General features: G+C 42.9%; 22 protein-coding genes, 1 tRNA gene and 1 rRNA gene. 13 read left to right on the top strand and 11 right to left on the bottom strand.

Annotated elements, in window-relative coordinates; genetic code table 11:
* The first annotated feature begins 10 nt into the window (after positions 1-10).
* The 3 genes from rrf to LDK34_RS07045 all read left to right on the top strand — a co-directional run bounded on the left by rrf (position 11) and on the right by LDK34_RS07045 (position 1,714).
* Positions 11-127: ribosomal RNA gene (gene rrf / locus LDK34_RS07055) — 5S ribosomal RNA — on the top strand.
* A 152-nt stretch (positions 128-279) separates the two neighbouring features.
* Positions 280-352: transfer RNA gene (locus tag LDK34_RS07050), tRNA-Thr, on the top strand.
* A 183-nt stretch (positions 353-535) separates the two neighbouring features.
* Entirely contained in the window at positions 536-1,714 is a 1,179-nt protein-coding gene (locus LDK34_RS07045) for an NAD(P)/FAD-dependent oxidoreductase (protein ID WP_178943307.1), read from the top strand.
* Between the two features lie 57 nt (positions 1,715-1,771).
* Here the strand turns inward: LDK34_RS07045 and LDK34_RS07040 are convergent, their stop codons facing one another.
* From LDK34_RS07040 to LDK34_RS07015, 6 genes are all read right to left on the bottom strand, one after another.
* Positions 1,772-3,331 (bottom strand): bifunctional metallophosphatase/5'-nucleotidase, encoded by a 1,560-nt coding sequence (locus LDK34_RS07040; RefSeq protein WP_178943306.1) that lies wholly within the window; start codon positions 3,329-3,331, stop codon positions 1,772-1,774.
* An 11-nt stretch (positions 3,332-3,342) separates the two neighbouring features.
* Positions 3,343-4,590 carry an MBL fold metallo-hydrolase gene (locus tag LDK34_RS07035; RefSeq protein WP_178943305.1) on the bottom strand — a complete coding sequence of 416 codons (1,248 nt, stop codon included), beginning with the start codon at positions 4,588-4,590 and terminating at the stop codon, positions 3,343-3,345.
* A gap of 137 nt (positions 4,591-4,727) precedes the next feature.
* A complete protein-coding gene (locus tag LDK34_RS07030; RefSeq protein WP_236941606.1) occupies positions 4,728-5,999 on the bottom strand; it encodes an ABC transporter substrate-binding protein in 1,272 nt (423 codons plus the stop codon).
* 99 nt (positions 6,000-6,098) lie between these two features.
* Positions 6,099-6,923, bottom strand: coding sequence for a carbohydrate ABC transporter permease (locus LDK34_RS07025; RefSeq protein ID WP_178943303.1), 825 nt, complete (start codon positions 6,921-6,923; stop codon positions 6,099-6,101).
* A gap of 24 nt (positions 6,924-6,947) precedes the next feature.
* Positions 6,948-7,844, bottom strand: coding sequence for a carbohydrate ABC transporter permease (locus LDK34_RS07020; protein WP_017261107.1), 897 nt, complete (start codon positions 7,842-7,844; stop codon positions 6,948-6,950).
* Positions 7,841-8,950 (bottom strand): ABC transporter ATP-binding protein, encoded by a 1,110-nt coding sequence (locus LDK34_RS07015; protein ID WP_178943507.1) that lies wholly within the window; start codon positions 8,948-8,950, stop codon positions 7,841-7,843. Before LDK34_RS07015 ends, LDK34_RS07020 begins: the two co-directional genes overlap by 4 nt.
* A gap of 516 nt (positions 8,951-9,466) precedes the next feature.
* Here LDK34_RS07015 and LDK34_RS07010 point away from each other — a divergent pair.
* On the top strand, positions 9,467-10,801 hold the full coding sequence (locus LDK34_RS07010; protein ID WP_236941605.1) for a C1 family peptidase: 1,335 nt from the start codon (positions 9,467-9,469) through the stop codon (positions 10,799-10,801).
* A 122-nt stretch (positions 10,802-10,923) separates the two neighbouring features.
* Complete coding sequence (locus LDK34_RS07005) at positions 10,924-11,532, top strand: hypothetical protein (RefSeq protein WP_178943301.1); 609 nt, start codon at positions 10,924-10,926, stop codon at positions 11,530-11,532.
* 104 nt (positions 11,533-11,636) lie between these two features.
* Here the strand turns inward: LDK34_RS07005 and LDK34_RS07000 are convergent, their stop codons facing one another.
* The 3 genes from LDK34_RS07000 to LDK34_RS06990 are packed head-to-tail and all read right to left on the bottom strand — an operon-like array spanning position 11,637 to position 15,140.
* Positions 11,637-12,581, bottom strand: a complete 945-nt coding sequence (locus LDK34_RS07000) for a zinc-binding dehydrogenase (protein ID WP_178943300.1) — start codon at positions 12,579-12,581, stop codon at positions 11,637-11,639.
* Positions 12,582-12,624: 43 nt separating this feature from the next.
* On the bottom strand, positions 12,625-13,605 hold the full coding sequence (locus LDK34_RS06995; RefSeq protein ID WP_178943299.1) for an ABC transporter ATP-binding protein: 981 nt from the start codon (positions 13,603-13,605) through the stop codon (positions 12,625-12,627).
* Positions 13,605-15,140, bottom strand: a complete 1,536-nt coding sequence (locus tag LDK34_RS06990) for an ABC transporter permease/substrate-binding protein (RefSeq protein ID WP_178943298.1) — start codon at positions 15,138-15,140, stop codon at positions 13,605-13,607. Before LDK34_RS06990 ends, LDK34_RS06995 begins: the two co-directional genes overlap by 1 nt.
* A gap of 91 nt (positions 15,141-15,231) precedes the next feature.
* Between LDK34_RS06990 and LDK34_RS06985 the strand changes: the two genes are divergently transcribed.
* Positions 15,232-15,846 carry a TetR/AcrR family transcriptional regulator gene (locus LDK34_RS06985; RefSeq protein ID WP_236941604.1) on the top strand — a complete coding sequence of 205 codons (615 nt, stop codon included), beginning with the start codon at positions 15,232-15,234 and terminating at the stop codon, positions 15,844-15,846.
* Between the two features lie 216 nt (positions 15,847-16,062).
* Here the strand turns inward: LDK34_RS06985 and LDK34_RS06980 are convergent, their stop codons facing one another.
* Entirely contained in the window at positions 16,063-16,521 is a 459-nt protein-coding gene (locus LDK34_RS06980; protein ID WP_178943296.1) for a GNAT family N-acetyltransferase, read from the bottom strand.
* 63 nt (positions 16,522-16,584) lie between these two features.
* Here LDK34_RS06980 and LDK34_RS06975 point away from each other — a divergent pair, with 63 nt between their 5' ends.
* Positions 16,585-17,250: an endonuclease III domain-containing protein gene (locus tag LDK34_RS06975; RefSeq protein WP_178943295.1), complete on the top strand. Its 666-nt coding sequence runs from the start codon at positions 16,585-16,587 to the stop codon at positions 17,248-17,250.
* Positions 17,247-18,503, top strand: a complete 1,257-nt coding sequence (locus LDK34_RS06970; protein ID WP_236941603.1) for an ATP-binding protein — start codon at positions 17,247-17,249, stop codon at positions 18,501-18,503. The genes LDK34_RS06975 and LDK34_RS06970 overlap by 4 nt, the downstream gene beginning before the upstream one ends.
* A gap of 59 nt (positions 18,504-18,562) precedes the next feature.
* Here LDK34_RS06970 and LDK34_RS06965 read toward each other — a convergent pair whose 3' ends face one another.
* The gene (locus tag LDK34_RS06965; RefSeq protein ID WP_017260839.1) at positions 18,563-18,793 is read right to left on the bottom strand and encodes a helix-turn-helix domain-containing protein; all 231 of its coding nucleotides are present in this window, start codon (positions 18,791-18,793) and stop codon (positions 18,563-18,565) included.
* A 139-nt stretch (positions 18,794-18,932) separates the two neighbouring features.
* Between LDK34_RS06965 and LDK34_RS06960 the strand changes: the two genes are divergently transcribed.
* The 5 genes from LDK34_RS06960 to LDK34_RS06940 all read left to right on the top strand — a co-directional run bounded on the left by LDK34_RS06960 (position 18,933) and on the right by LDK34_RS06940 (position 24,392).
* The gene (locus tag LDK34_RS06960) at positions 18,933-19,124 is read left to right on the top strand and encodes a helix-turn-helix domain-containing protein (RefSeq protein ID WP_178943293.1); all 192 of its coding nucleotides are present in this window, start codon (positions 18,933-18,935) and stop codon (positions 19,122-19,124) included.
* A gap of 57 nt (positions 19,125-19,181) precedes the next feature.
* A complete protein-coding gene (locus LDK34_RS06955) occupies positions 19,182-20,519 on the top strand; it encodes a hypothetical protein (RefSeq protein WP_178943292.1) in 1,338 nt (445 codons plus the stop codon).
* A 12-nt stretch (positions 20,520-20,531) separates the two neighbouring features.
* The gene (locus LDK34_RS06950) at positions 20,532-21,731 is read left to right on the top strand and encodes a hypothetical protein (protein ID WP_178943291.1); all 1,200 of its coding nucleotides are present in this window, start codon (positions 20,532-20,534) and stop codon (positions 21,729-21,731) included.
* 6 nt (positions 21,732-21,737) lie between these two features.
* On the top strand, positions 21,738-23,027 hold the full coding sequence (locus LDK34_RS06945; RefSeq protein WP_178943290.1) for a hypothetical protein: 1,290 nt from the start codon (positions 21,738-21,740) through the stop codon (positions 23,025-23,027).
* Positions 23,028-23,198: 171 nt separating this feature from the next.
* Positions 23,199-24,392, top strand: a complete 1,194-nt coding sequence (locus LDK34_RS06940; RefSeq protein WP_178943289.1) for a hypothetical protein — start codon at positions 23,199-23,201, stop codon at positions 24,390-24,392.
* The last annotated feature ends 272 nt before the right edge of the window (positions 24,393-24,664 follow it).

Below are 24,664 nucleotides of genomic sequence, written 5' to 3'. Positions count from 1 at the left end.
ACGCTCAGAGTGTGGTGATGATGGCACGAAGGATACACCCGTTCCCATGCCGAACACGGAAGTTAAGCTTCGTCGCGCCAAGAGTAGTTGGGGGATCGCTCCCTGCGAGGGTAGGTCGTCGCCATGCGACTGAAACGTCAATCTGATGATTGGCGTTTTTTTGTGTCTTGAAAGGCGCTTGATTAAGGCGAGACTTGTTTCAGCAAAAAATGCTAACTAGGCGTTGATTAAGCCTTGAAGCCAGTGAAAAAGTCCGTTATACTAACAGATGTGCTATTTGCCGGATTAGCTCAGTTGGTAGAGCATCGGTATCGTAAACCGAGGGTCAGGTGTTCAAGTCACCTATCCGGCATCGTTTAATTGAACGTTTCAGTGCAAAACGTCTCGTTATTTGAGGCGTTTTTTATTTTTCTAAGTTTATTAATTGACTATATTGTGCAAAATAGAAATAGCGAGCGTAAATTAGGACAATTAAATGCGATTGCTTTTATAATAGTCATGAGAAGAAAAAACACTGAACTGGGAGGTCATTATTATGACAGAAGTTGTGGTTTTAGGCGCCGGGTACGCTGGATTACGAACGGTCCGCGAATTGAGCGGCACACCAAACGTACACGTAACCTTAATAGATCGAAATTCATATCACTATGAGGCCACTGCATTACATACTGTGGCAATTGGCACAAATGAAGCTAACCACATCACTTTTGACATCCGTAAGGCTATTCCTAAAGAAGTAACCTTTAAGCAAGACAATGTGACACGCATCGATCCCCAAGATAAAACGGTAACGTTAGAGAAAGAAGCAACACCGTTAAAATATGACTATCTAGTTGTTGCACTAGGATTTGAGTCTGAGGACTTTGGCATTAAAGGCGCAGCGACATACGGATTACCACTCCAAGATATTGGTAGTGCTAAAGCAATTAGGAAACATCTTGAAGAACGTTTGGCCGCATACAATGACTCACACGATGAACGGGATCTGCACATTATCGTTTGTGGTGCCGGCTTCACGAGTATCGAACTGCTGGGAGAATTAGTCTATCGCATGCCTTCACTAGTTGAACAGTATCATTTGCCAGCAGATAAAATTCAAATTACCTGTCTTGAAGCAATGCCAAAGATTTTACCAATGTTCGATCAAAAGTTGGTCGACTTTGCCGTCCAATTCTTAGCAGATCATGGTGCAATCATTCATACATCGACACCAATTGATGAAGTGACAGATCACAGTGTCATTAGTGGGGATAATGTTTACGAAGCCAACACCATTATTTGGACTACTGGGGTTCGCGGCAGCCACGTTATCAGTGATTCACAATTTGATCAGAAACGAAACCGCGTGGCAGTGACGAGTCAGCTTACTATGAAAGATCATCCTGAAGTGTTCATCATTGGTGATAGTAGTGCGGTTCCTGATCCAGCAAGTGGGCGCTTTTACCCAACTACGGGCCAAATTTCTATTGCTCAAGCGACCCACACAGCCAAGAATATTAAGGCATCGATTGACGGGACCCAATTATCTGACTTTACTTACAAATCTTTGGGAACAGTTTGTTCACTGGGACCAACGACTGGTATTGCAGAGATAGGTGATTCAGGTCGGATTAAATTGAAGGGTCGTAAAGTTGCTCTTGTTAAAAAGATGGTTAATGACCGTTCAATTATGGAAGAAAGTGGCTTTGCTAACATGATGCGAAACCTAAGTTAAAAATAGCCAGAAAAAATCTCTCTCACCGCGTCTTTGGTGGGAGAGATTTTAGGTTACTCACAGAACTTTTGTATTAGCCACTACTTGATAGGTGCTAGTTGGCACTACAGAGACGATTTGACGCTTTGAAAAATAACGGGCGATTAGCTCAGCCATGTCGACTGGTATAGTTTTAATTATTTTATCAGCAGAGAACATATGAAACTCGCCACCGCCAATTGCACGATATTGGTTGAGAACGATGTGCAAACGATCTGTTTTCTTGACTGATTCACCATGGTAGATCAGTTCGGTAACACGATCGTCAAGTGGTCTAGTTACGTCGATCGTGTAATTTATGCCAGCAAATAGATCGTAATTATAGTGTTGAACTTTTGGATCGGTGTAATCTTTGCTGACGTTAACTTGTTGACCGTCCCACTGCCAATAATGTGCGCATTGCTCTATAGCCGCACGTAAATCCGCACCTGTGATTTCTAAAACGGCCAAGGTGTTTGGATACGGATAGCTGATTTCAACGTCACGCATTGTCACATCACGGCCTAGTCCTGCCACCTCATTGGTGAACAGCGCGGTGCTGGAGAGGTCGACCCCAGCGGCTTCCATCTGAACCTGGTTAATAAAGTCGAGGTAGGGGTGTCCGTGTAACCTGGCCATCATAGGATTGTTAATATGTGCATCTTTTTTTAACTGACCAATGGTCGTATCCAACCAGTTCTCTGTTGCCATTTCGCTCTTTACCAGTGGTTCATTGATTTGTATTCGTGGCTGCACTGTAGCGGTTTTAATCAGCGAAGTTTCACTATGGGTTATGACATGGTCTTCCACGGTGAGGTTAATTTGGCCAACGTAAGCACCACGATAGCCTGGCTGTGTTGTTGGCACACCATTCACGTGGGTTGCAATAGAACGGTGTTGATGGCCTGTAACGAGAGCGTCAATGCCGGGGACTTTAGAAAGTGCAGAAGCTTCGTTTTCACCAGTTTCTAGCTCAGTCGGACGATTGGTATCTAAATCGCGTTCAAATCCGCCATGATAAGCAACGATGACAATATCAGCTAATTGATGAAGCTTAGGTACGTAATTTTTTGCGGTTTGTAATGCGGAAACAAAGGATAAACCACGCACGTGATCTAAAGGTTCCCAGTGGCTAATGTAAGAGGTGGTGAGCCCTAAAACAGCTGCTCGAAGACCGTTATGGGTGAAGACTTTGTAAGGATTACCGAAATAAGGCCGTCCCTGTTCATCCAAGATGTTTGCACACAAAATAGGGTAATTCCGTTTTGAAAGTACATGTTCCATATACTCCCGGCCGTAATTAAACTCATGGTTGCCCAAGATACCAACGTCGTAATTGACGTTATTGGCGACGTTACTAAGCAAGGATGCAGATGGCTGATCAAAATGATTTAGGTAATACGTTAGCGGGGAACCTTGAATAAAATCACCATTTTCAATGGTTAGCACCATATCTTGTGGATCTGACTGATTCCTTATTGTATCAATGACTGCCGCAGCACGCGCTAGACCGAACGGTGATTGTTGATTGGCATTTCGAAAATCTGTTGGGTAAAAAAAGCCGTGAATATCACTAGTAGATAAAATTGTTAATTTCATGGAGAAACCCTTTAAAACGAATAAACTTCATCATAGTTTGGTAAAAAAAGGTGGGTATCTAATTCTGACATGGCAGCGACGGCCGCTTCTGGATGGAATGAATGCCAGATGCCTGTAGTTTGCGCATTAACGTTTTTAGCAATGGCAATGAGCGCATTCCGGGTAGCATGGCCTGAACTGCCTAAGTACTGATATTCGGCGTGATGTTGTGCGAGAAATTCCTGTAGTTTCATGTACCGAGGATCATAATCGCCAAGCGGTTCGCCATTACTGTGTAAATAAAGGAATTTTGGGCAATGAGACAATACTTGTAAATTAGCGTAACTATTCTGTAGACAAAAACGTTCTGGCTCGTGCTGAATAGTGGACATGGAAACGGGAATTAACATCGCAAAATCCTGTTTGTTGAGTCGTTCTGTTTCTTGAACGTGAATTAATGCTTCAGGATAAAAGCTACTTAATAAGCGAGCGTAGGGTAATTCCCAGACAACGGGGCGATTATATGCATTTGCTGTTTGATTAAAGCGTAACAATCGCTCCAGGTTTCGTGGATACGGATTAATGACAAGGAGACGCTCATCATTTTGAATCAGCTGCCTAAAGGCACGCTGAACATCATCTTCACTGACTGGTTCAGAAAATTCTAAATTCTGTTTCGGTTCAAAGCTGAAGCTCGTGCCCTCTAGCATAAAGAGATCCAGATGAGCGGATCGAAAAGCATTCATCCAATGATGGACACGTTCGACATGAGGACCATGAAGACGAACATCGCCAGAGTGACCAAAGGTGTGGTGGCCGTCACTAACTAGCAGAGCAGCGGCTCCGAAAGCATCATGGTCGCTAGCAAAACCTGTTACAGAAAGATCGCCGATTTGAATAGCGTGTTCATATTCAAATGCATGAAGATTAATTCCTAGAGGCATTGCCAGGCCAGAGCCAGCTAAGTTTTGATACAGCCGATACGATTCATGAGAGACATAAACTGGAATGTTACTACGCAGGTAGGCTAATGCTGCAGTGTGATCTAAGTGCAAATGACTGATAAAGATGGCTTCATGTTGAAAGGCGTGTTTCTGATTATCCTGAAACAACTCATTAAGTGCAGGTAAACTGTGTTGTGCAATCAACGTTCCGACATCTGTTTCTTCGCTATTTTCAGTCATACCGAAGTCCATAATGACTCGAGATGTTTCGGTGGCAATTTCCATGATGTTGCCGCCAATGGTGGATAAACCGTTTAAAAATCGAACAGTAGTCATAGATTAGCCTCTTAATATAAATACAGATATTGGCATATGTGGGGAAAGCAGATGTTCTATGTAGCAGGACGACGTTCTGACACAAACGTCGCCTGTTTGGGATAAAGGTAATACTTAATGTGATAATGTTTGGAAAACTAGTTTGCTGAAGTAATTTGCTTTGCTTGTTTAGCAAGCTTTGTTAACGCATCTTTTGCGGATGTGTTTTTAGTGAGCATGCTGTTAAATGCGTCACCTTTGTCGTTGTAGTATTCACCGAAACCAGCAAAGGCTGGTTGGGCGAATGCTTTTGGTAATGAGTCTACAGCTGCATTGTTTTCAGGGTGTTGTTTCAAAAAGCTTTGGTAATCTGCGGAGTTAGTTGCCGATTTTGATAATGGTACATAACCAGTTAATTTAGCCCACTTAGTAGCAGTTTTTGCTTTAAGCAGATACTTCATGAAGTCGTAAGCGCCACGTTTTTGCTTGGTGTTTGCACCTTTAAATAGCACTAAGTCGTTACCTGCGACTTCCGTACCGCTCTTACCTTCATATGAAGGAACAGGGGCGGTGGTCCAGTTTAATGTTTTAGGTGCTTGTAATTTTGTTTGAGTTAAACCGGCGGAAGAACCAATGTAGAAAGCCGATTTTCCGTTAACAAAGTTTTTGGTCCAGTAGTTATCGGAGCCAGCTGATTTAGCCGTGCCATCCTTAACCATGTCCAGAACCAAATTGGCGGCTGCAACGGACTTCTTGTTGGCTACCTGAACTTTGCCAGTACTGGAGACGGGCGTTACACCAGCTGCGTGCGCCATACCTTCCCATTCCATGTCAAAACTCTTGTCGAATCCGTATGCGTAGATTCCATCTTTTTTCAGCTTGGCACCATCTTGTTTCAATTGATCCCAAGTCTTAGGAATGCTCAGGTGATATTTCTTCAGAATGTCTTTGTTTACATACATAATGCGCGTTGACTTTGAAAATGGGGTTGAGTAGTAAGTGTTACCAATCTTGGATCCGGAAAGAAAGGCTGGGTAAATGTCATTTTTCGCTTTTGATGACATGCCCTTATACATTGGATTTAAATTATCGATAAAGCCATGGTGTTGATAATCAGGTAGGTTTGTATAGGTTGTCATGCCCAAAACAGGCAGGCTATGTGACTTGGCTGCGGCCATGACCTTTTGGTTCATTTGGGTGTAGTCACCTTGCGAGGTGGCGACGACTTGGTACTTAGTTTGCGACTGATTGTAGTCGTTAACGATTGTGTTGAGATTCTTTTGATAAGGGCCAGTTAAACCGCTCCAAAAAGTAATCTTTGTTCGGTTTGTCGAAGTATCGGCGGCATGTGCAGGTCGCAGCGCCGTTAATGTAATGCCGGCTGCAGCAGCTAGAGTTGCTAGCAGCATCAAACCTTTATGGGTCTTCATGATCTTTTTCATCCTTTCTCAAACAGAAGTGACATTCCCGATACAAACACCTGATTCTCGATGGCAACACCCCTTTCGGTGCAAAGCTGTTAAAGCGGCTTAACCCTTAAGACCTGACTTGCTAATGCCGGCAATAATGTATTTTTGTAAGCAGAGATAAACAATGATCATTGGCAAGATAACAAATGTCGATGCCGCCATGAGTAGCTGAAACTGAGTGCCAGCATCGCTAGTAAAAGCATTCAAGCCAACTGGGAGCGTTCTTACTTTAGCCGTGTTAGTCACAATGAGCGGCCACATGAAAGAATTCCAACTGCCAATGACTTCTAAGATGCCGATTGCAGTGATGGCTGACTTGGATAGCGGAACCATCATGGTCCAGAGAAAATGCCAGTCTGATGAGCCATCTAATTTGGCGGCATAATACAGTTCGTTTGGAATGGCATTAAATGTCTGACGTAAGGTGAAAACGGCAAAGAAGCTGGCTAACCAGGGGATGATCAACGCACCATAGGTATTGATCAAACTAAATTTTGACAAGGTAACGAAATTCGGAATAATCAGCATTTCACCAGGAACCATCATGGTTGATAGGAATAGTGCAAATAAGAAATGTTTCCCGTAAAAGTTAAGTCGAGAGAATGCGAAGGCAGCTAAAATCGTGGTAAACAACTGACCAATCGTTGTGACTGTGGTGACGATAAGACTATTGATAAAATAAGTTAAGAATGGGGCAGCGTGCCATGCAGTGACGAAGTTTTGCCACTGCAGGTGCTTTGGAATCCATGTTGGCGGCACCTTAACCGTTTCTGGGGCTGTTTTTAAAGCGGTTGAAAGCATCCAGATGAAGGGCACTAACATCGTAATGGCACCCAGCGTCAAAATGATTATGAGTAAAGATTGACTGATTCGCTTTTTCGTCATGCGAAGCTCCTTTTAGACGATCGACTAAGCATAGTGCACATGTTTTCTGCTGTACCAAAATTGAATGATGGTAACGACGAGAATGAGTAAAAATAAGACGACACCTGAGGCGGCTGCAATGCCATACTTCCATTCGGAGTAAAATTTTTGATACAGGTAGAAAACAATGGTGAGTGTCGATTTACCCGGACCAGGTGAGCCACCAAACAGAACAAAAATTTCGTCGAATACTTTGAAACCGCTGATGACACTGGTAACACTAACTAGGAAGGTCATTGGTGAAAGCAGTGGCAAGGTAACATGAATGAATCGTTGCCAAGCATTTGCACCATCAATTTGGGCTACCTGATCATAACGTTTGTCGATATTGCTCAATCCGACGAGGAAGAGAATGATATTGAATCCCAATCCTTTCCAAATGGTCATGATAATTAACGCGGGCATCGCCCAATGGGGGTCATTCAACCAGTCAATGGGGTGAACGCCAAAATGACTTAAAAATGCATTGAGCAGGCCATATTGATCGTTATAAATCCACTGCCAGACCAGTGAAATGGCAACCGTACTGGTGACAAATGGCAGAAAGTAGGCTGTTTTGAAAAGGCCAGCGAGGAAGCGAACGCGGTGTAATAAAAGGGCAATGATCAGTGATAAAAGAACGGAGAATGGCACGACCCCGAGGACAAAGATCAGGGTGTTACGAACAGACAGATAGAAGTCAGGATCCGAAAAAATAAACTTATAGTTGGCCCATCCAAGAGCACTGACTTTATCGGTAAAGAAGTCGTACTTCGTATAAAAACTCATCGCAAAAGATTTAAAAATGGGATAAATGTTAAACACCAACGTAATGATCAGCATTGGCGCAAGGTAGGCGAATGCAATCAACGTTGACTTAATTGTCGGATGTTGTTTGATCATGCGTGGATTACCTCGGTTGATTTCAACGGTGATACGTTGGTCGCAACGGTCTCAGGCCAGATGCGGTTGCCTGCCTGATTGAAAACAAAGACACCTTGGGGTCGTAGGGCAAACTGAAGTGATTTGCCATTACGACCTAAGTCTTGTTCCCGAAAGCCATCTGCGATAATCGTTTGATTGCCATAATTAAGCGACAAACTCGTTTCACGTCCAAAGCGGTTTGACTGAACCTGAGTACCGGTAAGTGGTAGCAAGGTTAAGTGATCGTGTGGATCGGTGGCGGGTACGATGCTCTCAGCACGAATGGCGACAGTAGTGCCGTCCGAAAAGACTTGAGTAGGGACAACAGTTCTAAAGTCATCACGAATGTTTGCAAAGGGAATGGTATTAATGATTGGCGACCCAATAAACTTGGCGACAAAAAGGTTATCAGGCTGATCGTAAAGGCGATTAGGCGTAGTGAATTGTTGAATTTTGCCCTCGTTTAGAACCATGATTTGGTCGGCGATGTGAATGGCCTCTTCCTGGTCATGTGTTACAAAAACCGTTGTCACACCGGTTTCTTTTTGAATGCGACGAATCTCTTCACGCATTTCTACCCGCAATCGGGCATCGAGGTTAGAAAGGGGTTCGTCCAGTAATAAGATGCTCGGTGATTTTGCTAGCGCACGGGCGATTGCAACTCGTTGTTGTTGCCCGCCAGAAAGTTCGCTGGGTTTCTTAGACAATTCAGTTTCAACATGGACCAATGCCGCGAGTTCACGCCCTCGTTTGAGTCGGTCTGCTTTCTTAACCTTGGCCATTTTCATTGGAAAACAAATGTTGTCCAACACGGTCATATGCGGGTAAAGTGCATAGTTCTGAAAAACCATTCCCACTTTGCGTGCCAGAGCGTCTTTTTTCGTAACGTTCTGATCACCAAAGAAAATTTGACCATCAGTTGGCGCGAGCAAACCACTGATCAAATTCAAGGTTGTTGACTTGCCGCAGCCACTAGGGCCAAGCAAACAGGTCAACTGTCCTTCGGGAATGGTAAAACTAATATTATTTAAAATGTTATTTACGTTATCGTAAGCTAACGAAACGTTTTGAAACTTTACATCCACAATGAGACACCCTTTCGTAAACTGAGTAGTAAGCAGATATTGGAAAGCGTGAACAAGGAATATCTGCATTGATAAATTGTTGGATTGACGTTGTTTGTTCATCACTAGTAGTGCTTTGAAAATAATCAGCAATGTCTAACCACCAGTTAGTATACACGATTGAAAACAAGTCTCAAGTCATTGAATGTTCGCGTTATTTAACTAAAACCTCATAAATAAATATATTTATAAAATTAATTAGCGATATATATGAACAATGCAGAGGAAAGGCTTATGATTTAATGGAATTGGCTGGTATGAAATTTCGACAATTTAAGCCTGGTTTTTAAAACAATGCAATAACATAAAGAAAACGGTTACTTTTATTTGGTTTGTTAGCTTTGAAAACCAAATATTTTAAAATTGGTCCAAAGCGGCAATTAAAATTATGGGCCAGATACAAATGTGAAAGTCTGATTAGACTTTTTCTCATTAAGGAGTAAAATTATTTTATTCTAATTTTTGGAGGCATCGGGAATGAGTGAAGCAGAATTAACACGACCGGTTTTAGACGCGGCCACGATTGCAGATTTACAAGCAGACTATGCTAAACAGCCACAGGCCGCTATTTTGGAACGTGCGGTGACGAAAAACGGTGTTAAAGCGGCCAGTTGGGATAATCATGCAGCGACGCGATTAAACCGTGCTTTTTCAATCGAAGTTGATACAGGTGCAGTCTCTAATCAGAAGCATTCCGGCCGTTGTTGGTTGTTTGCAACGCTCAATACGTTGCGGCACAGTATGGCTAAGCAATATAAGGTTAAGGATTTCGAGTTATCTCAAAGTTATTTGTTTTTCTGGGATCGTGTTGAACGTGCCAATACGTTCTACACAAAGATGATTGAGGATGCCACACGGCCAATCGATGATCGCGAAGTTCAAAAACTCATGTCGATGGCCGGCACTGATGGTGGGCAGTGGAATATGGCTGCCGGATTAGTGCAAAAGTATGGTGTCGTGCCCAGCTATGTCATGCCAGAAGTACACAACACTGAAGACAGTTCAGAAATTGAATTGGCATTGAATACCAAAGAACGTAAAGACGCTGTTACGTTGCGCACATTGGTTAGCAATGGTGCCAGTGAGGAACAACTTGAAGCGGTTCGCCGACAAATGTTGCGAGAAGTTTACCGCATGGCGGCCTACGCATTCGGTGAACCACCGGTAAAGTTTGATTTCGAATATACCGATGACGATAAAAAATATCATATTGACCGCGACTTGACCCCGAAGGATTTCTTGAACAAGTACTTCACGGCTGACTTTAATGACTATGTGGTGGTCACTAATTCTCCTGATAAGGCGTACAACAAACTATATGCAATGCCGGCTCAAGACAATATTCAAAGTGGCAACCCAATTCACTTTTTAAATGTACCAATGGATGAACTGAACAGAGTCGCAACAGCTCAGCTAAAAGATGGTGAGACCGTTTGGTTTGGTAACGACGTGTTACAACAAATGGACCGTAAGACTGGGTATTTGGATAGCAAACTGTTCCAAACGGACGCTTTGTTTAACGTGGATTCTCAGATGAGTAAGGCTGATCGTTTGCTCACGGGGCAAGGTGAAGTTTCTCATGCGATGACCTTAACAGGTGTTGATGTTGTCGATGATCAACCACGCCGTTGGAAAGTTGAAAACTCATGGGGCAAAGAAAATGGGGCTGATGGCTACTTCGTCATGAGCGCCGACTGGTTTAATGATTATGTTTATGAAGTGGTCGTTAATAAAAAGTATCTGACACCTGATCAGCAAGCATTATTGACGAGCACACCAACAATTTTGCCAAGCTGGGACCCGTTGGCTTAGTGAAACAAAGAAAAGATTAAAAAATGAGAATTACCCCAAGTTTATTTGCATGTGAACTAGGTTTGAAATTATAATCTACATTATGAGTTCAGTTCGCAGGGAAATCCTGGAGGGAGTTATTTATGAAGAAGGTTATTCAATTCGGTGTGGTCGCTTTATCGGCCTTGGTGTTAGCTGGTTGCTCGTCGTCAGCAACATCTAAGTCATCGAATAGTTCATCAGTTCGGAGCAGCAAAACACAATCATCTACCTCAAAGAAAGTTTCTTCATCCAGTGATGCCCAACAAGCAAGCTCGACATCAAGTCAAACGGACGATAATGCTTCCTCAACGACAGATGATAGCAGTGCCTCAACGTCTAGTAGTAGCGCTGCCGTAAGTAGCAGTGCCGCTGCCAGTTCAAAAGCTGCAAGTAGTCAACAACCAGCTCAGAGCTCGGCTGCCTCATCACAAAGCGCCACACAGGCCGGCACAGCTAGTTCAGCTTCGTCCGTAATAACGAGTCAGGCGCAAGCCTTAAACGCGCTAGTTAGCCAATATGGGACCAATAATGGGGATACCGCCTATCAGTATCTCGGGGCATCCACAATTAATGGTCAGACGGCGTACAACTTTGATGGCTTCTCAAAACAAGCCATGCAAAGCGGCCAACGTGGTCAAACAGGTGCTTACTATGTCTTTGCGAACGGAAAAGTGGTTAACACATTCACGGATCCAGACGCGATCAAGTAACGCTTATTAAAGTTTAAAATTTGGCATATGAATATAAAAATGGCTTCTTCTCGGTAATCGAGAGGGAGTCATTTTTTGTCGTTCTGGCTATTCTGCAAGTGCCGTTAGTCATGATTGGCAATAACGACAATCTTGCCGATCTTGTGCGAGTTAATCATAGCCTGATGAGCCTGAGTAATGTCTGTCAGTTCAAATGTTTGGGCGATAGGTAATTGTAGACGATGATCCTTGATGAGCGCGACGGCTTGACTCAACAACCGAGCGTTAACGTTTGTCGATTGAAAGTTGGTGAGGTAACCGGGTACTTCAAAAGGACTGAAATCGGGTAATGACCATTCACCACCAAGACCGCCGGTAACAACGACTGTCCCAGTAGTGGCAAGGTGTTGCAGAGAATCCCGGAGCGTTGAGGTGCCAACTAATTCCAAAATGCCATCAAATGAAGTTGTGGTCTCCAAGCTGCCACGATCGAGTAAAGTTTCGTCCGCACCAAGTTTTTGTAATGTGGTTAGTTTGTCGGAATTTCGTGAAGTTGTTGAAACGGTGTAGCCCATCGTTTTTGCTAATAATAAGGCAGCGATGCCGGCGTTGCTGGTGCCACCTCGAATCAACAGGTGAGCGCCTGTCGATAGGCGCAGACGTTTCAAGGATCCGTAGGCAGTGTAAAAGCTTTCTGGAATGGTTGCGAGTTGCGCCCACGAGTCTTTGATTGATAATGGGTACAGTTGATGATTGGGGATGAGGGCATATTCTTCGTAACTCCCGTCAAACTCACGACCGAGACCACCCATGAGTGTCATCACCGTTTGACCTACATGAAAACCGCTATCAGTTGCGGTGTCAGACACTGTGCCGACTGCTTCGATGCCAATGACGCGTGGAAACTTAACGTCCGGCGACTCACCGTTACGTGTGAGCAATTCAGCATAATTCAGGCCAAAAGCCATAATTTTCAACACGCTATCAGTGGATGTTGAAACTGGTATTGCGCGTTCTTCTGCGTGAAAAGTGTGTTCATCTCCTGGAAGATTCAAAACCATAGCTAACATTATAAGACCTCCAAACAATAGCACTAGGTGAACCGACGATGAATTAATGACTGCGATAATCGCCAATGAACTTGAATAACTGATCACGGGTTAACAGGCGTGCGGGCCCGCCCTCAGACTGGATTAGCACAGCGTTATTGTTCTCTAAAGGGGTGAGCGCATCGCTAACGGTTTGGTCACCAGTTAGCGTGACGCGGTCATCGTTAGTTGCTGATGTACCCAGGTCATTAACATCTTGCAAGTAACCCATTACAGCCAGCTTACTGAGCAACACATGATACACATCATGTGCCATTGAGTTTTCAAACAAACGTTGGACAAATTGATCCGCTGGATGGCGAACAATTTCGTCAGGTGTACCAACCTGCAATAGTTTGCCTAAGCGCATGACGCCGATGCGGTCACCTAATTTCAGTGCTTCATCCATGTCGTGAGTGACGAAAACGACCGTGGTATTTAGTCGGTGATGGATGTCGATGACCAGATTTTGTAGTTGGGTTCGCGAAATGGGATCGAGGGCGCTGAATGGTTCATCCATCAGGACAATCTGTGGCTGACCAGCAAACGCACGAAGGATGCCGACTCGCTGTTGTTCACCACCGGATAACTCGTCTGGCATGCGATCGCGGTACGTTTGCGGGTCTAAATCGACATCGTTGAGTAACTGATCGACCAGCGTGCTTGTGTCAGCCTTGGATTGCTTTTTCATGCTGGGGATGAGGGCGACGTTTTGAGCGACCGTCATGTTAGGAAACAAGGCAATCTGTTGCAAAACGTAGCCAGTTTGCAAACGCAGTTCACGCACGTTGTAGTCCTTGATCCGTTTGCCGTTGAAATAAATGTTGCCATCGGTAGGTTCCAGCAGCTCGTTGATCATTCTCAACGTGGTTGTTTTACCGCTACCGGAGGCGCCGACGAGGACGAAAATTTCGCCGCGGTTGACCGTGAAGGAAACATCGTCGACCGCTTGCTTGCTGTCGTAAGTTTTTTTGACGTGATCAAACGTAATTAAAGTGTCTGCCATTATCGTGCACCTCCTAAAAGATGGTGAGTCGTCAGATAGTGCTTGGCCACGTTGGCGGCGGATTGCTGTTTAACATTAACCTCATAGTTCATTTCTTGCATGTCACGCTCGCTGATGTGGCCGGCGAGTTTATTGAGTGCTGCAATAATTTTAGGGTTCTTGTTAGCAAACGTTGTATTCATTAGTGGCGCACCCTGATAGGTTGGGAATAATTGTCGATTGTCCTGTAAAGCTACTAAACGGTACTGGCGAATTTGAGAATCAGTGGAGTAACCATCTGTCAGATTGATTTTGCCGCTATCAATCGCCTCATATCGTAAGTCTGGATCCATTGATTGCGTTTTGAAGTTAAGGCCATACTTGCTTTGCAGACCTTTGTAACCGTCTGTGCGATCCAAAAATTCGAGATCAAAACCGCCAAGCAAGTTACCCTCAACCTTTTGTAAATCAGCAATTGTTTTAATATTGTGGGCGTCCGCGTAACTCTTTTTGATCACAACGGCATAGGTGTTGTTGTAAGCCATCGGTTTCAAATAGGTCATGTGGAACTGTTGAGACAGATCGTTTTTAGCGTACTGGTAAAGTTGAACAGGCGGTGTGCCAATTTCTTTTTGGTTTTTCGTTGGTTTGACCAAACTTTCCAACACAGTGCCAGTGAATTCAGGGTAAATGTCGATTTGCTGACTCTTGAGGGCGTTGAACAAGAAGGCTGTTTGACCAAAGTTAGGTTTGAGGACGACTTTGTCGCGGGGATCTACTTGGTGAATCATATCTTTGTACATATTAATTAAAATATCTGGTTCAGAGCCCATTTTACCGGCAATCGTAATGGTCTGTGGTGCGGGTTGAACAGCATGATAAAGACCAACACCGGAAGGAACTAAAATAATCAGGGCAAGGGTCGCTACGGCATAGCGTAACTTGCTCTTCTGCAAGATGAAAATAATGCCGCTGAACACAATTGCCAGTAACGCCGACGCAATCGCACCAATAAGGGTCATGCTATTGTTGTTGCGGTCAATCCCCAGCAAGATGAAGTCTCCTAGGCCACCAGCGCCAATTAAGGCCGCTAAGGTAGCCGTGCCAATAATCATGACCAGCGCTTGTCTAATGCCAGCGATAAGGGTTGGCATAGCAAGTGGAAATTCGACACGGATTAACTTTTCAGTTCGTGTCATTCCAAACGCATCGGCTGCTTCTTCAAGCGACGGGTCGATGCCGGTGATCCCAGTTAACGTGCCCGTAAAGATTGGGAGGAGCGCGTAAACAACTAACGCAATGACGGCTGGCACTGTGCCAATCCCGACGATGGGGATTAATAATCCGAGTAATGCCAGGGACGGAATGGTCTGAAAAACGCCGGTAATTTGAGTGAGCACGTTAGCCGCGCGGTGATGGCGGATAACCAATAAAGCGAGTGGAATCCCGATTGCCATAGCAATCAGCAAGGACACCAGCGATATTTGGATATGCTGCCAAATGGCACTTATCAGGTCAGATCGTCTGCTAATTAATGTTTGCCAAAATTCGTTCATAAAATCAGCTCCTTAACAACGTAGATAACCAGGCAGGAGAATAATGACATGCTATAATGACCATGTTTAGTGAACGAGGTCAGTGAAAGGGATGATCAGCGTGTCTGCTAAAGTGAGTCGAGCACAACAGAAACAACAAACCAAAACACGTCTTTTTCAGGCGGCGGTAAAATTGATTAAAGCGCAAGGATACGCAAAGACCACGATTCGTCAGATAACCCGCGAGGCAAATGTATCTTCGGGCACGTTTTACGTTCATTACACGTCCAAAGAAGACATTATTCGTGAGCGTTATTATGACGAATTGGCCAACTATGTGAGAGAAAACTATGACGCTTATGTAGTAGCACATCCATCAGCAACGATCGAAGAACGTATTTTGGCGTTCAGCATGCTTCAGTTGCAATTGTCTGCGGATCAAGGCTGGCAAGTGGTTACATTGGTGTTTACCTCATTCTTTCAGGAAACATTAAACCAGGAGTTCAAATTACGTGACTGGGAGATGCTTAATACGTTAAGAGAATTAATGCAACAGCTAAATGATGAACAAAGATTGGCAAACCATGACCCGGAGTTGGCATTTCAACAGTTATATACATCTGTCCGGGGAATCATGGCGACCTGGGCATATAGTCGCGGTAACTTTGATTTAGTAACATCTGGCAGGGCGTATTTGACGACCGTTTTGCATGGATTAATGAGTTAATAGATTGATTCACTGAACGTGTTCACTTAATGCGATCATTGTATTCATCGACGTTCTTTTGCGCAATTATCTGTCTTCGACCGTTGGCAATTGTGCTTTAATTAGGCGGACTAGTGGTGTTTGTGAGTGTAAACAAAAAAGCACCGCATCAGATTAACGTTGATCTGATGCGGCGTTTCGTTTGTTAGCGGACTTACCGTTTATATTGACGCTTTTTTAATTGTGAGGGATAAATGGGTAACGATTTAGCTGGGTGTCTTCCAAGGTGATGTTTGGTGGTGTGGCTAGATTATCACGTTTGACCTCGCGAAATTGTAATCGTGCGTAGAAATCACGAGCCGGCTGGTTGGCGATGACGACTTTTAACTGCATTGGTCCAGTTGCTTGTGACCGCATGTAATCGATTAGTTGACTGGCAACACCTTGATGACGGTAGTCTGGGTCAATGAAGAGCAAATGAATAAAATTGGCTAACCGATAAAATGACAAGAAACCAACCACGCGATCACCAATGGTGGCGACGACAATCATTTCATGATGACTGTCGCGTTCAAAGTCTGCCAGTTGTGGATTAGCAACCCAGGGAAACTCCTGTTGACGGTCTAATAAATAGATAGTTTCAAGCGCAGTATAATCACTGATTGCGGCAGGGCGGATACGAACTAGATCTGACATGACTAAAACTCCATTTTTCGTCAAAATTCAAAATAAGGTAAAATACCATTAGAGGAATAAGATATGAATTTAAAACCACTATACAACATTTTAGAAACGAATATGGGCCGTCAAAATTGGATGTCGACGGAAGCACTGTGGGCACAGTCGCCATTTCAGGTGATGTGGGCCGCTATTTTGATTCAAAATGCCAGTGCAAACAATGGCGATGCGGCGGCACGAGCACTATTAGCGGCAACGGACAATGATCCGGCTAAGATTCGAGCATGCACACCAGAAAAATTGGCTGATATCATTAAGCCGGCAGGACTATATCGTACCAAGGCAAAGTACATCATGGCCGCCGCTGAGTGGTCTGGTACTCACGATGACAACGTGGCGGAGATTGAAGCCTTAGATCGAGAGACGTTGCAGGCAGAACTGCTTAAAGTAAAGGGTCTCGGTAATGAAACCGCAGATGACATCATGCTGTATGGCTTTCATAAACCGCTATTTATTGCGGACACCTATGCCCGTCGTCATTTTGGCTGGCTTGGCCTAGACGTGCCGAAAAAATATCGTGATTTTCAAACGTTGGTAGAGGAAGACGCTGGCCTGAACTGGGACGAATATCAGGAATTGCATGCGCTGATTGATGAATTTGGTAAAAAGGTTAAGAATCAACAGCAGTGGGATGCCAGCTTTATGGGCGGATTTACACTCTCCGGTACAGAAAGGATAGTCAAATGACAGGAACAACCAATTTAGATGGTTTTGCCGTTCGGCGCCCCTTCGCTGAACCAGTAGTGATTGAGGCGAATCGCTTATTTAGCCAACACTTGTTAATTGTGGGACAAACAGGCAGCGGCAAATCGACATCAGCAGTGGCATTGTTGAATGCACTGATGCGCCAGAATCAAACGGGGATTATTTTGGATCCCACAGGGGAATATGCGCATTTGCCACATGCGGTAGTTGGCAAATTAGGCGATAACGCCTTTATTGATTTTGCCAAACTATCGGCTGATCAGCTGGCGGAAATTATTGGCATTGATGACGATATTGTCGTAGCTATGTTGAGCGCTGCGATGACGAGTCTGCGGCTTGCTTATAATGTCTTACACCAGGAGACACCTTACGTGAAAGTGGGCGTTTCTTGGACGGACTATGAGGCACAATTAGAAAGGCTGCATGACTTTCCCCGACCATATGATATTCGCCTGCTGCCCGACCAGTTATTGGAAGAATGCGTCCAACCCGCCAGTGACGCCGAAGCCGATTTCAGTTTGCTGGGTCAACAGTATGATCGTCCCCGCCAACGACAACTAGTACCAGTGCTGGCAGCCGTTCGGAAGTTCTTGGCCGATCCGACAATGCAACGGCTGTTCCGTTTGCCTCGACCAAAACGGCGGTCAGAACAAGTGCATGTGGATACATCAGCCAAGACCCAATATGACGTGGTTTATTTGTTAACGATGTTTGCCGCCATGAAAGCCCAACACCGTTTTCTCGTGATCGACTTATCAGCGCTCCGAAGCAATCTTAAGGTTGGCAAACTGGTTGTGTCCACATTGGCTGCGACGTTGCTGTCGATTAAAACGAACCTGCCACACACCGTACCAATTGTTCTGACGGTTGATGAGGCCCATCGTTATCTGACTGAAGCTGCCAGCCACGTTGGCTGGGTTGACCAAGACGGCTTATCGCGAGTTGCCAGAGAAGGGCGTAAAGCGGGACTATACCTGATGCTAATGACACAGAGTCCGCTAGATTTACCGAGTCAATTGTTAGGTGAATTCGGTAACTTGTTGGTTCACCGTGTGACGACGATTGACGAGTTGAGCAAACTGCCAATTGTTAATGATATTGGGAAAGAATTGGCTCAACAAAACGTGGGCGAAGCAACCTTTGTCGGCAATGGATTTGAAGAGCCGCTGACAGTGACAATGGTGCGGGCCGGGGATGTTCAGCATGATACGGCAAGCCCAGTGTTTAGAGACTAGAATAAAAAAGCTTCCGAACTCAAATGGAAGTTAATTGTCATCATTAATATTTAAACTATTTACTTTCGGCGGCTACTATCGACATACCCTTTAGCCAGCGAGTCAAGTGACCAACCAAAATAGTCCGCTAAAACGAAGAGTCGACTCGGCGGAATGTCGGCGCCTTTTTCATATCTTTGAATGGCGCTTTTAGAAAATGTAATCGTATAGCGTTTATTCAGCGCGTCAGTTAGCTCAGCAATTGATAAACGCTGTGAAGTACGCGCGTTATGCAGGATATCGTTTAACATAAAAGCTCCTTTTTGCTCTTAATTTTAAAGCAAAAAGAGGGCTTTTTTTGCGCTTTCCGTCAATTTATTGTTGCACTTGTTCCGATATCGAGTTATGATTCGAATGCGGGTCAAACATCAAAAGCTAAGGAGTAAAACTGTGAGCGACAAAATGGATTTAAGAACGTACTTATATGCACACAAAATAACGAGAGAACAGTTTGCTGATGCCATTGGCGTTTCAGTCAGTTCGGCTGCGAATAAAATCCATGGTCGAACACCGCTACACGTTGATGAAGCACAGCTGGCTCATGACAAGTTGGGGATTCCGATTTATATATTTTTGCATTAACGACCCGATTTCGGGTTTTAATATTTTATAAAGTAATTCCGCGGGGTAAACGAATAAATGAATAAAAAGAAGGCAGTTGAGTATTTTAGACTTATTAATGGCAGAAACCCAACTGAGAGAGAGTTAAATAAGTTATTGAGTCAGGATTTATCTGAGAAGAAACAGGTAAACGTTAATTTATACAAGGAAAATAAAATAAACGGCATTGTGGCGGTAACTGAGTTTATTATGTTGGCGCTTATGGCAATCTCCGTTGTATTTATGTTTGAAGTCTTGTTTGGGCGAATAGGTAAACATCAAATACTAGTATCTCTAGTTAACATCAATGTTGGAATAACCAGTGTAATGTCGGTAGCTATGATAATTGGAAATGTCAGGGGACTGGTTATTTCCCACCGACTACATCAACACATTTCAGGCAACATTTTAGGAATCTTGGCAAACATAGCGATTGTGGGGCTTGACTGTATTTTTTTAATTCTTGTTTTGGAGAATGGCGGCAACCTACGAGATATAACTTTAATACAAGTACCTGAAATATGGATTTTTATCTTTCCATTTATGTATGTTGGAGCATGGCTTACATTTTTCCGGCAATCTATCGGGTTCAAAATCAATAATGTACTTACCAAAAGATGCCGAGACATATTATTGATCTGCTCGATTATTTTTCTTCTTGCGAACGCATTTTACCTTGTCAGTGCGTTCTCTTATTCCACGAAACTCTATTTTTCCGGACGTATTTTTAACAGGGTATTTTTAACTGATTTCACAATGTTATTAGTAGTTGCGGTGTTCATGAGGATTGTGAAATTCAATCGCATTCATCCATTTTGGTATGTGATGGCTAATTTACTCTTGATCTCATTGCTCATCGCAGGGACGACATGCACCGTTGACACTAAAAATGCCTATCAGGATGCAGCCGAAAAAATAAGTGAGATTAATAAAGAAATCAAAGAGGACAAAAGGTACGAAAGCCTATCTTTTGATGGAGAATACAATCAAGTAGTTAATACAGATTCGAAAGAGAATAAAGAGGCTTCTCGGTTTGAGAACAAAATTAATAAAAGACAGAATTCGTTTGGTAATGGGGGAGTAATTAACTTGTATTCTCTGGATGATGGATCAATGTATTTTTTTGAAAATAATTTTAACGGAACTCTCAGTAAATCGGGGTTAAAAGCAATTAATAATCGAGTTTCAAATTTAAGTAGCTTTGTTTTTGAAGTCAATCTTTTTTCGAAAAAGTTAGACAAATTTGGAACTACCGGTGACGAGCAACCATTAAGTAATTTCTTTGATCTAAACACTGCTCTAAAAATAATCAACAGCAAAAACTACACAGGGCAAATAACAACAAATGAACTAGAGACAGACGGTTTTTTGAATTAGTGGGAGGGCACTATGAACAAAGATAATACTCAGGAGCTAAGTGATTATTTTGAATTGATTAATGGTCGGAAGCCAGACGATGATGAACTTGAGTTTTTGAAGAAATCTGCTGCAATGAATCAAAAAGAGAATTCTGATGCGTCAATAGAGAATTCAGAAGGTAAATCTGATGTTGAAGAATTCGATAATCAGGAAAATCAAGCTGAAATTGAACGTTTACAGAAAAAACTTGATAAGTATGAAAAAGACACTGAACATGTTGACCTACTGAATCGCTTAACGCCGACGCGCGAACATTGGATACTGATTTTGAAGTTTATTAAGAATAGCGGTATTACGTTTGCAATCCTTGCACTATTTTTCATTATTTTACCAACATCGTTGTTAGAAGCACTGCCAATGTTCCGCTTTTGGGCATTATTAGTCATTTTGGGTTTTACGTATCTTTATCCATTGTTGAGTAGGCGTGAACGCTTCGAGTGGGATGCCAAACTTGAAAAACGACTCACTGAAATGCAGCTTGACAGAGCACGCGTTCGATCAATGTTTAAGAATGTAGCCAACGAAATGGCCGAGCGTATGCCTCGACAGCCAGATATACCACGTAGAGAGGAGGCACAGGCACCTGAAAGAGAAGCAGCAGCTCCCCATCAAGAAACTGAGGTGCAGGATACATTGGAAAATTCGGAAATTAAAGAAACGACACCACAACCTCGACAAAAAGTCGGCTTCGGTGCTGCAGAAATGTTTGCGATTATTGCTGGTGGCCTAGCATTGGCCAGTGTTTATGCGTTTAACTTCATTCAAGTTAATATTCCAATTTTGGGGAACTACGCGACGACACTATCTGACGTCTTAAATGCGCCTGGAGACTTCGTCAATAAGTTCGGTTTAGGCAGTTACATAGATACGAGCGATTTTACAGTGTCCATTGCAATACTCACAATTTGTCCGATTGTTTTCATTCTTTTTGCTATTTTGCCAAGTCGAGTTGCCAAGGTGATTGCTGCATTATCAGCCTTTGTGGAGGCAGCATTTTTAGGGACAGTTGCCGTGAAAATTACGAATGCAATTTCGGAAAGTGAAGTTGCACAGAAAATCACAGAGCAAGCCTCAAACTACTTTGGACCGGGTTTCTGGATATTAATTGGGGCTGTCGTTGTCATGGTATTAACCAGCATTGGGCTAATTACTAAGTCACTTAGAAAGTAGGACAAAATGTCAAAATCCGAGCAATGGAAGAAATGGTTTGAAGAGCACAACCATCGCCAACCAACATTTGATGAATATACAGAAGCACAGAGTAATGATTTTCGTTTTGAAGATTCGAGAGATGGTTCCAATCAATCTAAAAAGTCTAGAAAGCGTCCGTTTTATAAATTCTTATTAGTTCTAGTCATTTTGATTGCTGTCTTAGGTTCAGCCTTTCTTTTTGTGAAACATCAAGAGGACGTTAAACGTGCCCGAGAAAATCGTAGAACGTTGACCGTTGGAAAATTAAAGAAGAGCAATAGTCTGATGGTGGCAGCGGTCACTGAATATGCTGCGCGGGCACTCAAAGTATCGGAGTGGGGCGAAGTTGAAAATCAATTTTCTAGCGTGTCAAACTGGAAGAAAACCGATTTCGATGAAGGTATCTATGAATTTGATGACGGCGATACCAACGAGAGTGTTGGATTTGTTTTGACAGGTTCAAATCAAGGTAGAGTCATTTTCAGAGGTAAAAAAGGGTCAGAATTCTCTGGAACTCAATTAAGTGAAATTGTGCATTATATGAACAGTCATGATTTAGTACGAAAAGTTAAATCACTATCAAAGAACATTCATGTTAATGGTAAGGAGGGTTATAAATCCTCACCAAAAAATGTTGTTGGAACACCAAAGAACGCGAAAAAGAAAAGTAACGCTGATCCAAATCTTTTAACCAGCAATGATTTTGAATCAAATATCGCTACAAACTCAGATGCTTTAAAAGCCATTATTTATTATGGTAGTCAAAATCCTGACGCGACTAGAATGTGGAAAGGTTTTGGGTCTGGAGACAATGAGGTGCCCAATACTTTGAGCCAAATAGAAGGTTATGGTTCACCGCGCTTTTTCCTTACTCAAAGTCAAATGGGCGGACTCTATATTGCATGGCCGGAATTTTACGTCACACACGATTCTTCGACGAATAAGGATGGTATTGAGTACTCCGAGGCCGGTCACAATTCGCACTTTGTATCTTACGACGACATCATGAATTTTGTTAATAACGCTGGTGGTCGGAAGGCTTTAGAGAATGTTGATTATCAAATGACGACTGTGTCTAAGGACAAAGACCCTGCTAACGTACCAGTTCCTCCAGAAATGCAGTCTGATTATGATTCTGGTAGCAGTGATTCGAGTTCAGACAGTGATAGTAGTAGCGATAGTGATTCGACCTCGAATGAGAATAACGACGATGACAGTGACTCGAATGATTCCGATCAAAATAGTGTGGATACGAACGATGACACGGACAGTTAAACGTTCGTTTTGACTATAAGTTTCTGAACTCACAATTTAAAATCAAGATGAAGAAGAATAATGACAAATAAAAGAAATCATTTAAAATTAAATAAAGCATTTAACATAATTGCAGCTTTGAGAATTAATCGAACAGTTAAAATTAATAGGATTTGTATTTTAGGAGCCGTAATGGTGTTTACATTGGCCCTTACTGGTTGTGCATCTTCCAGTTCTTCGAGTAATAAAAAAAATGACGTTAAAGAATCAAAAAGAACAGAAAAGGTTACAAAAACGCCGGTTAAGAACAAGAGCAATTTCACGGTTGATGACTTGAAACAGCATCCCAAAATGTCTGCGACTGCTATCACGTTGTACGGAGATACGCATGTTCAAAATAGTCGTAAAGGTCAGTTGCCATCGACAGATAAAGACAATTTCGAAAAGGGATTTAGCCTCGCGGTAGAAAGCGTAAATTCGACAACGGCAAAGTATTATACGAATTCTGATAAGCTATCAGAATTCAGTTATTACAGCTTATTGGGCAGTAATCATGATCAGGTTGCTTATTATGATGCACAAGATAAAGTGTTGCTAAAGGCACCATTGTCAAACGTGATAAGTTATCTGAATAAGACACTCACAAGAGATGAAATGACGAGTACTGTCGGGAAAATTAGTATCGGCTCAAAGGCTAGCGTGCCAGATTCTACCAAAAAGCAAGAGAATAAACCAAATGACGCTTCAAAAAACAGCTCTAATCTTTTAACTTTAGATGATTTATACCCAGCAGCAGGTGATTCAACGGACTATTCAGTAATGCAAGAGCAATCGGAATTGCTAGATAAAGCGCTTGTTTATTATGGTATCAACAAGCCCAATGCAGATCCAGGATGGGCAGCACTTAAAGGTTCAACAGGATCATTAATTAGCTTTTTTGCAGGACCAGCCACCGGTTCAGCAACTATGTATACAACAAAAGCGCAACCTTCTGAGAATATGTTTCCAACAGTGAGAACGAATGCAGCTGATGCCTCTTTACCGATGAAAGATCAAGAAAATGAATACATGATTATGTATGATTCTGAACCATACCAAAGTGATTCCGGTAAGCCTTCACCAACGCAAAGAGTGTATTTGCCAGATGTTGTAAACTTTGTCAACGCAGCTGGGGGTAAGTCCGCATTGAACGGTATTCAGATTCAAGAAGGTGATGCTCCTGCTGGTTTGGGTTCCGAAGATTCGAATGCCGATGAGGACAGTAATTCAGATAGTAGCAATGACGATAATGATACCAATGATGGTTCCAGCGAATCGGATGATCAAGATAGCAATCAAAATGACGTCGATTCTAACAGTGATGAAAATGATGATAGTGATAACTAATTTAAGCAAGTGGACAAAAAACATCAAAGAGATTCATTAAAAAATACTAATAAAATGATTTTTGGATCAGACGTAAAATAACATCTCGAGGTTCTCAATTAATGTTAGACATAATAGTCATAATAATTATTTCTGCTGTTTTAGTTATGGGTGGGTTGACCCATAATTGGCTGGCTAGAAGAAGATGGCTGTGGCTGGATTTTAGTAATAGGTCTTATTGCAATCGTAGCCCTTATCTTAATAGCATTTAATAAAATATTTTCACCCAGTTA

The sequence above is a fragment of the Furfurilactobacillus milii genome (assembly GCF_021654115.1).
GTDB lineage: Bacteria > Bacillota > Bacilli > Lactobacillales > Lactobacillaceae > Furfurilactobacillus > Furfurilactobacillus milii.
This window is presented reverse-complemented; position numbering and strand designations above follow the sequence as displayed.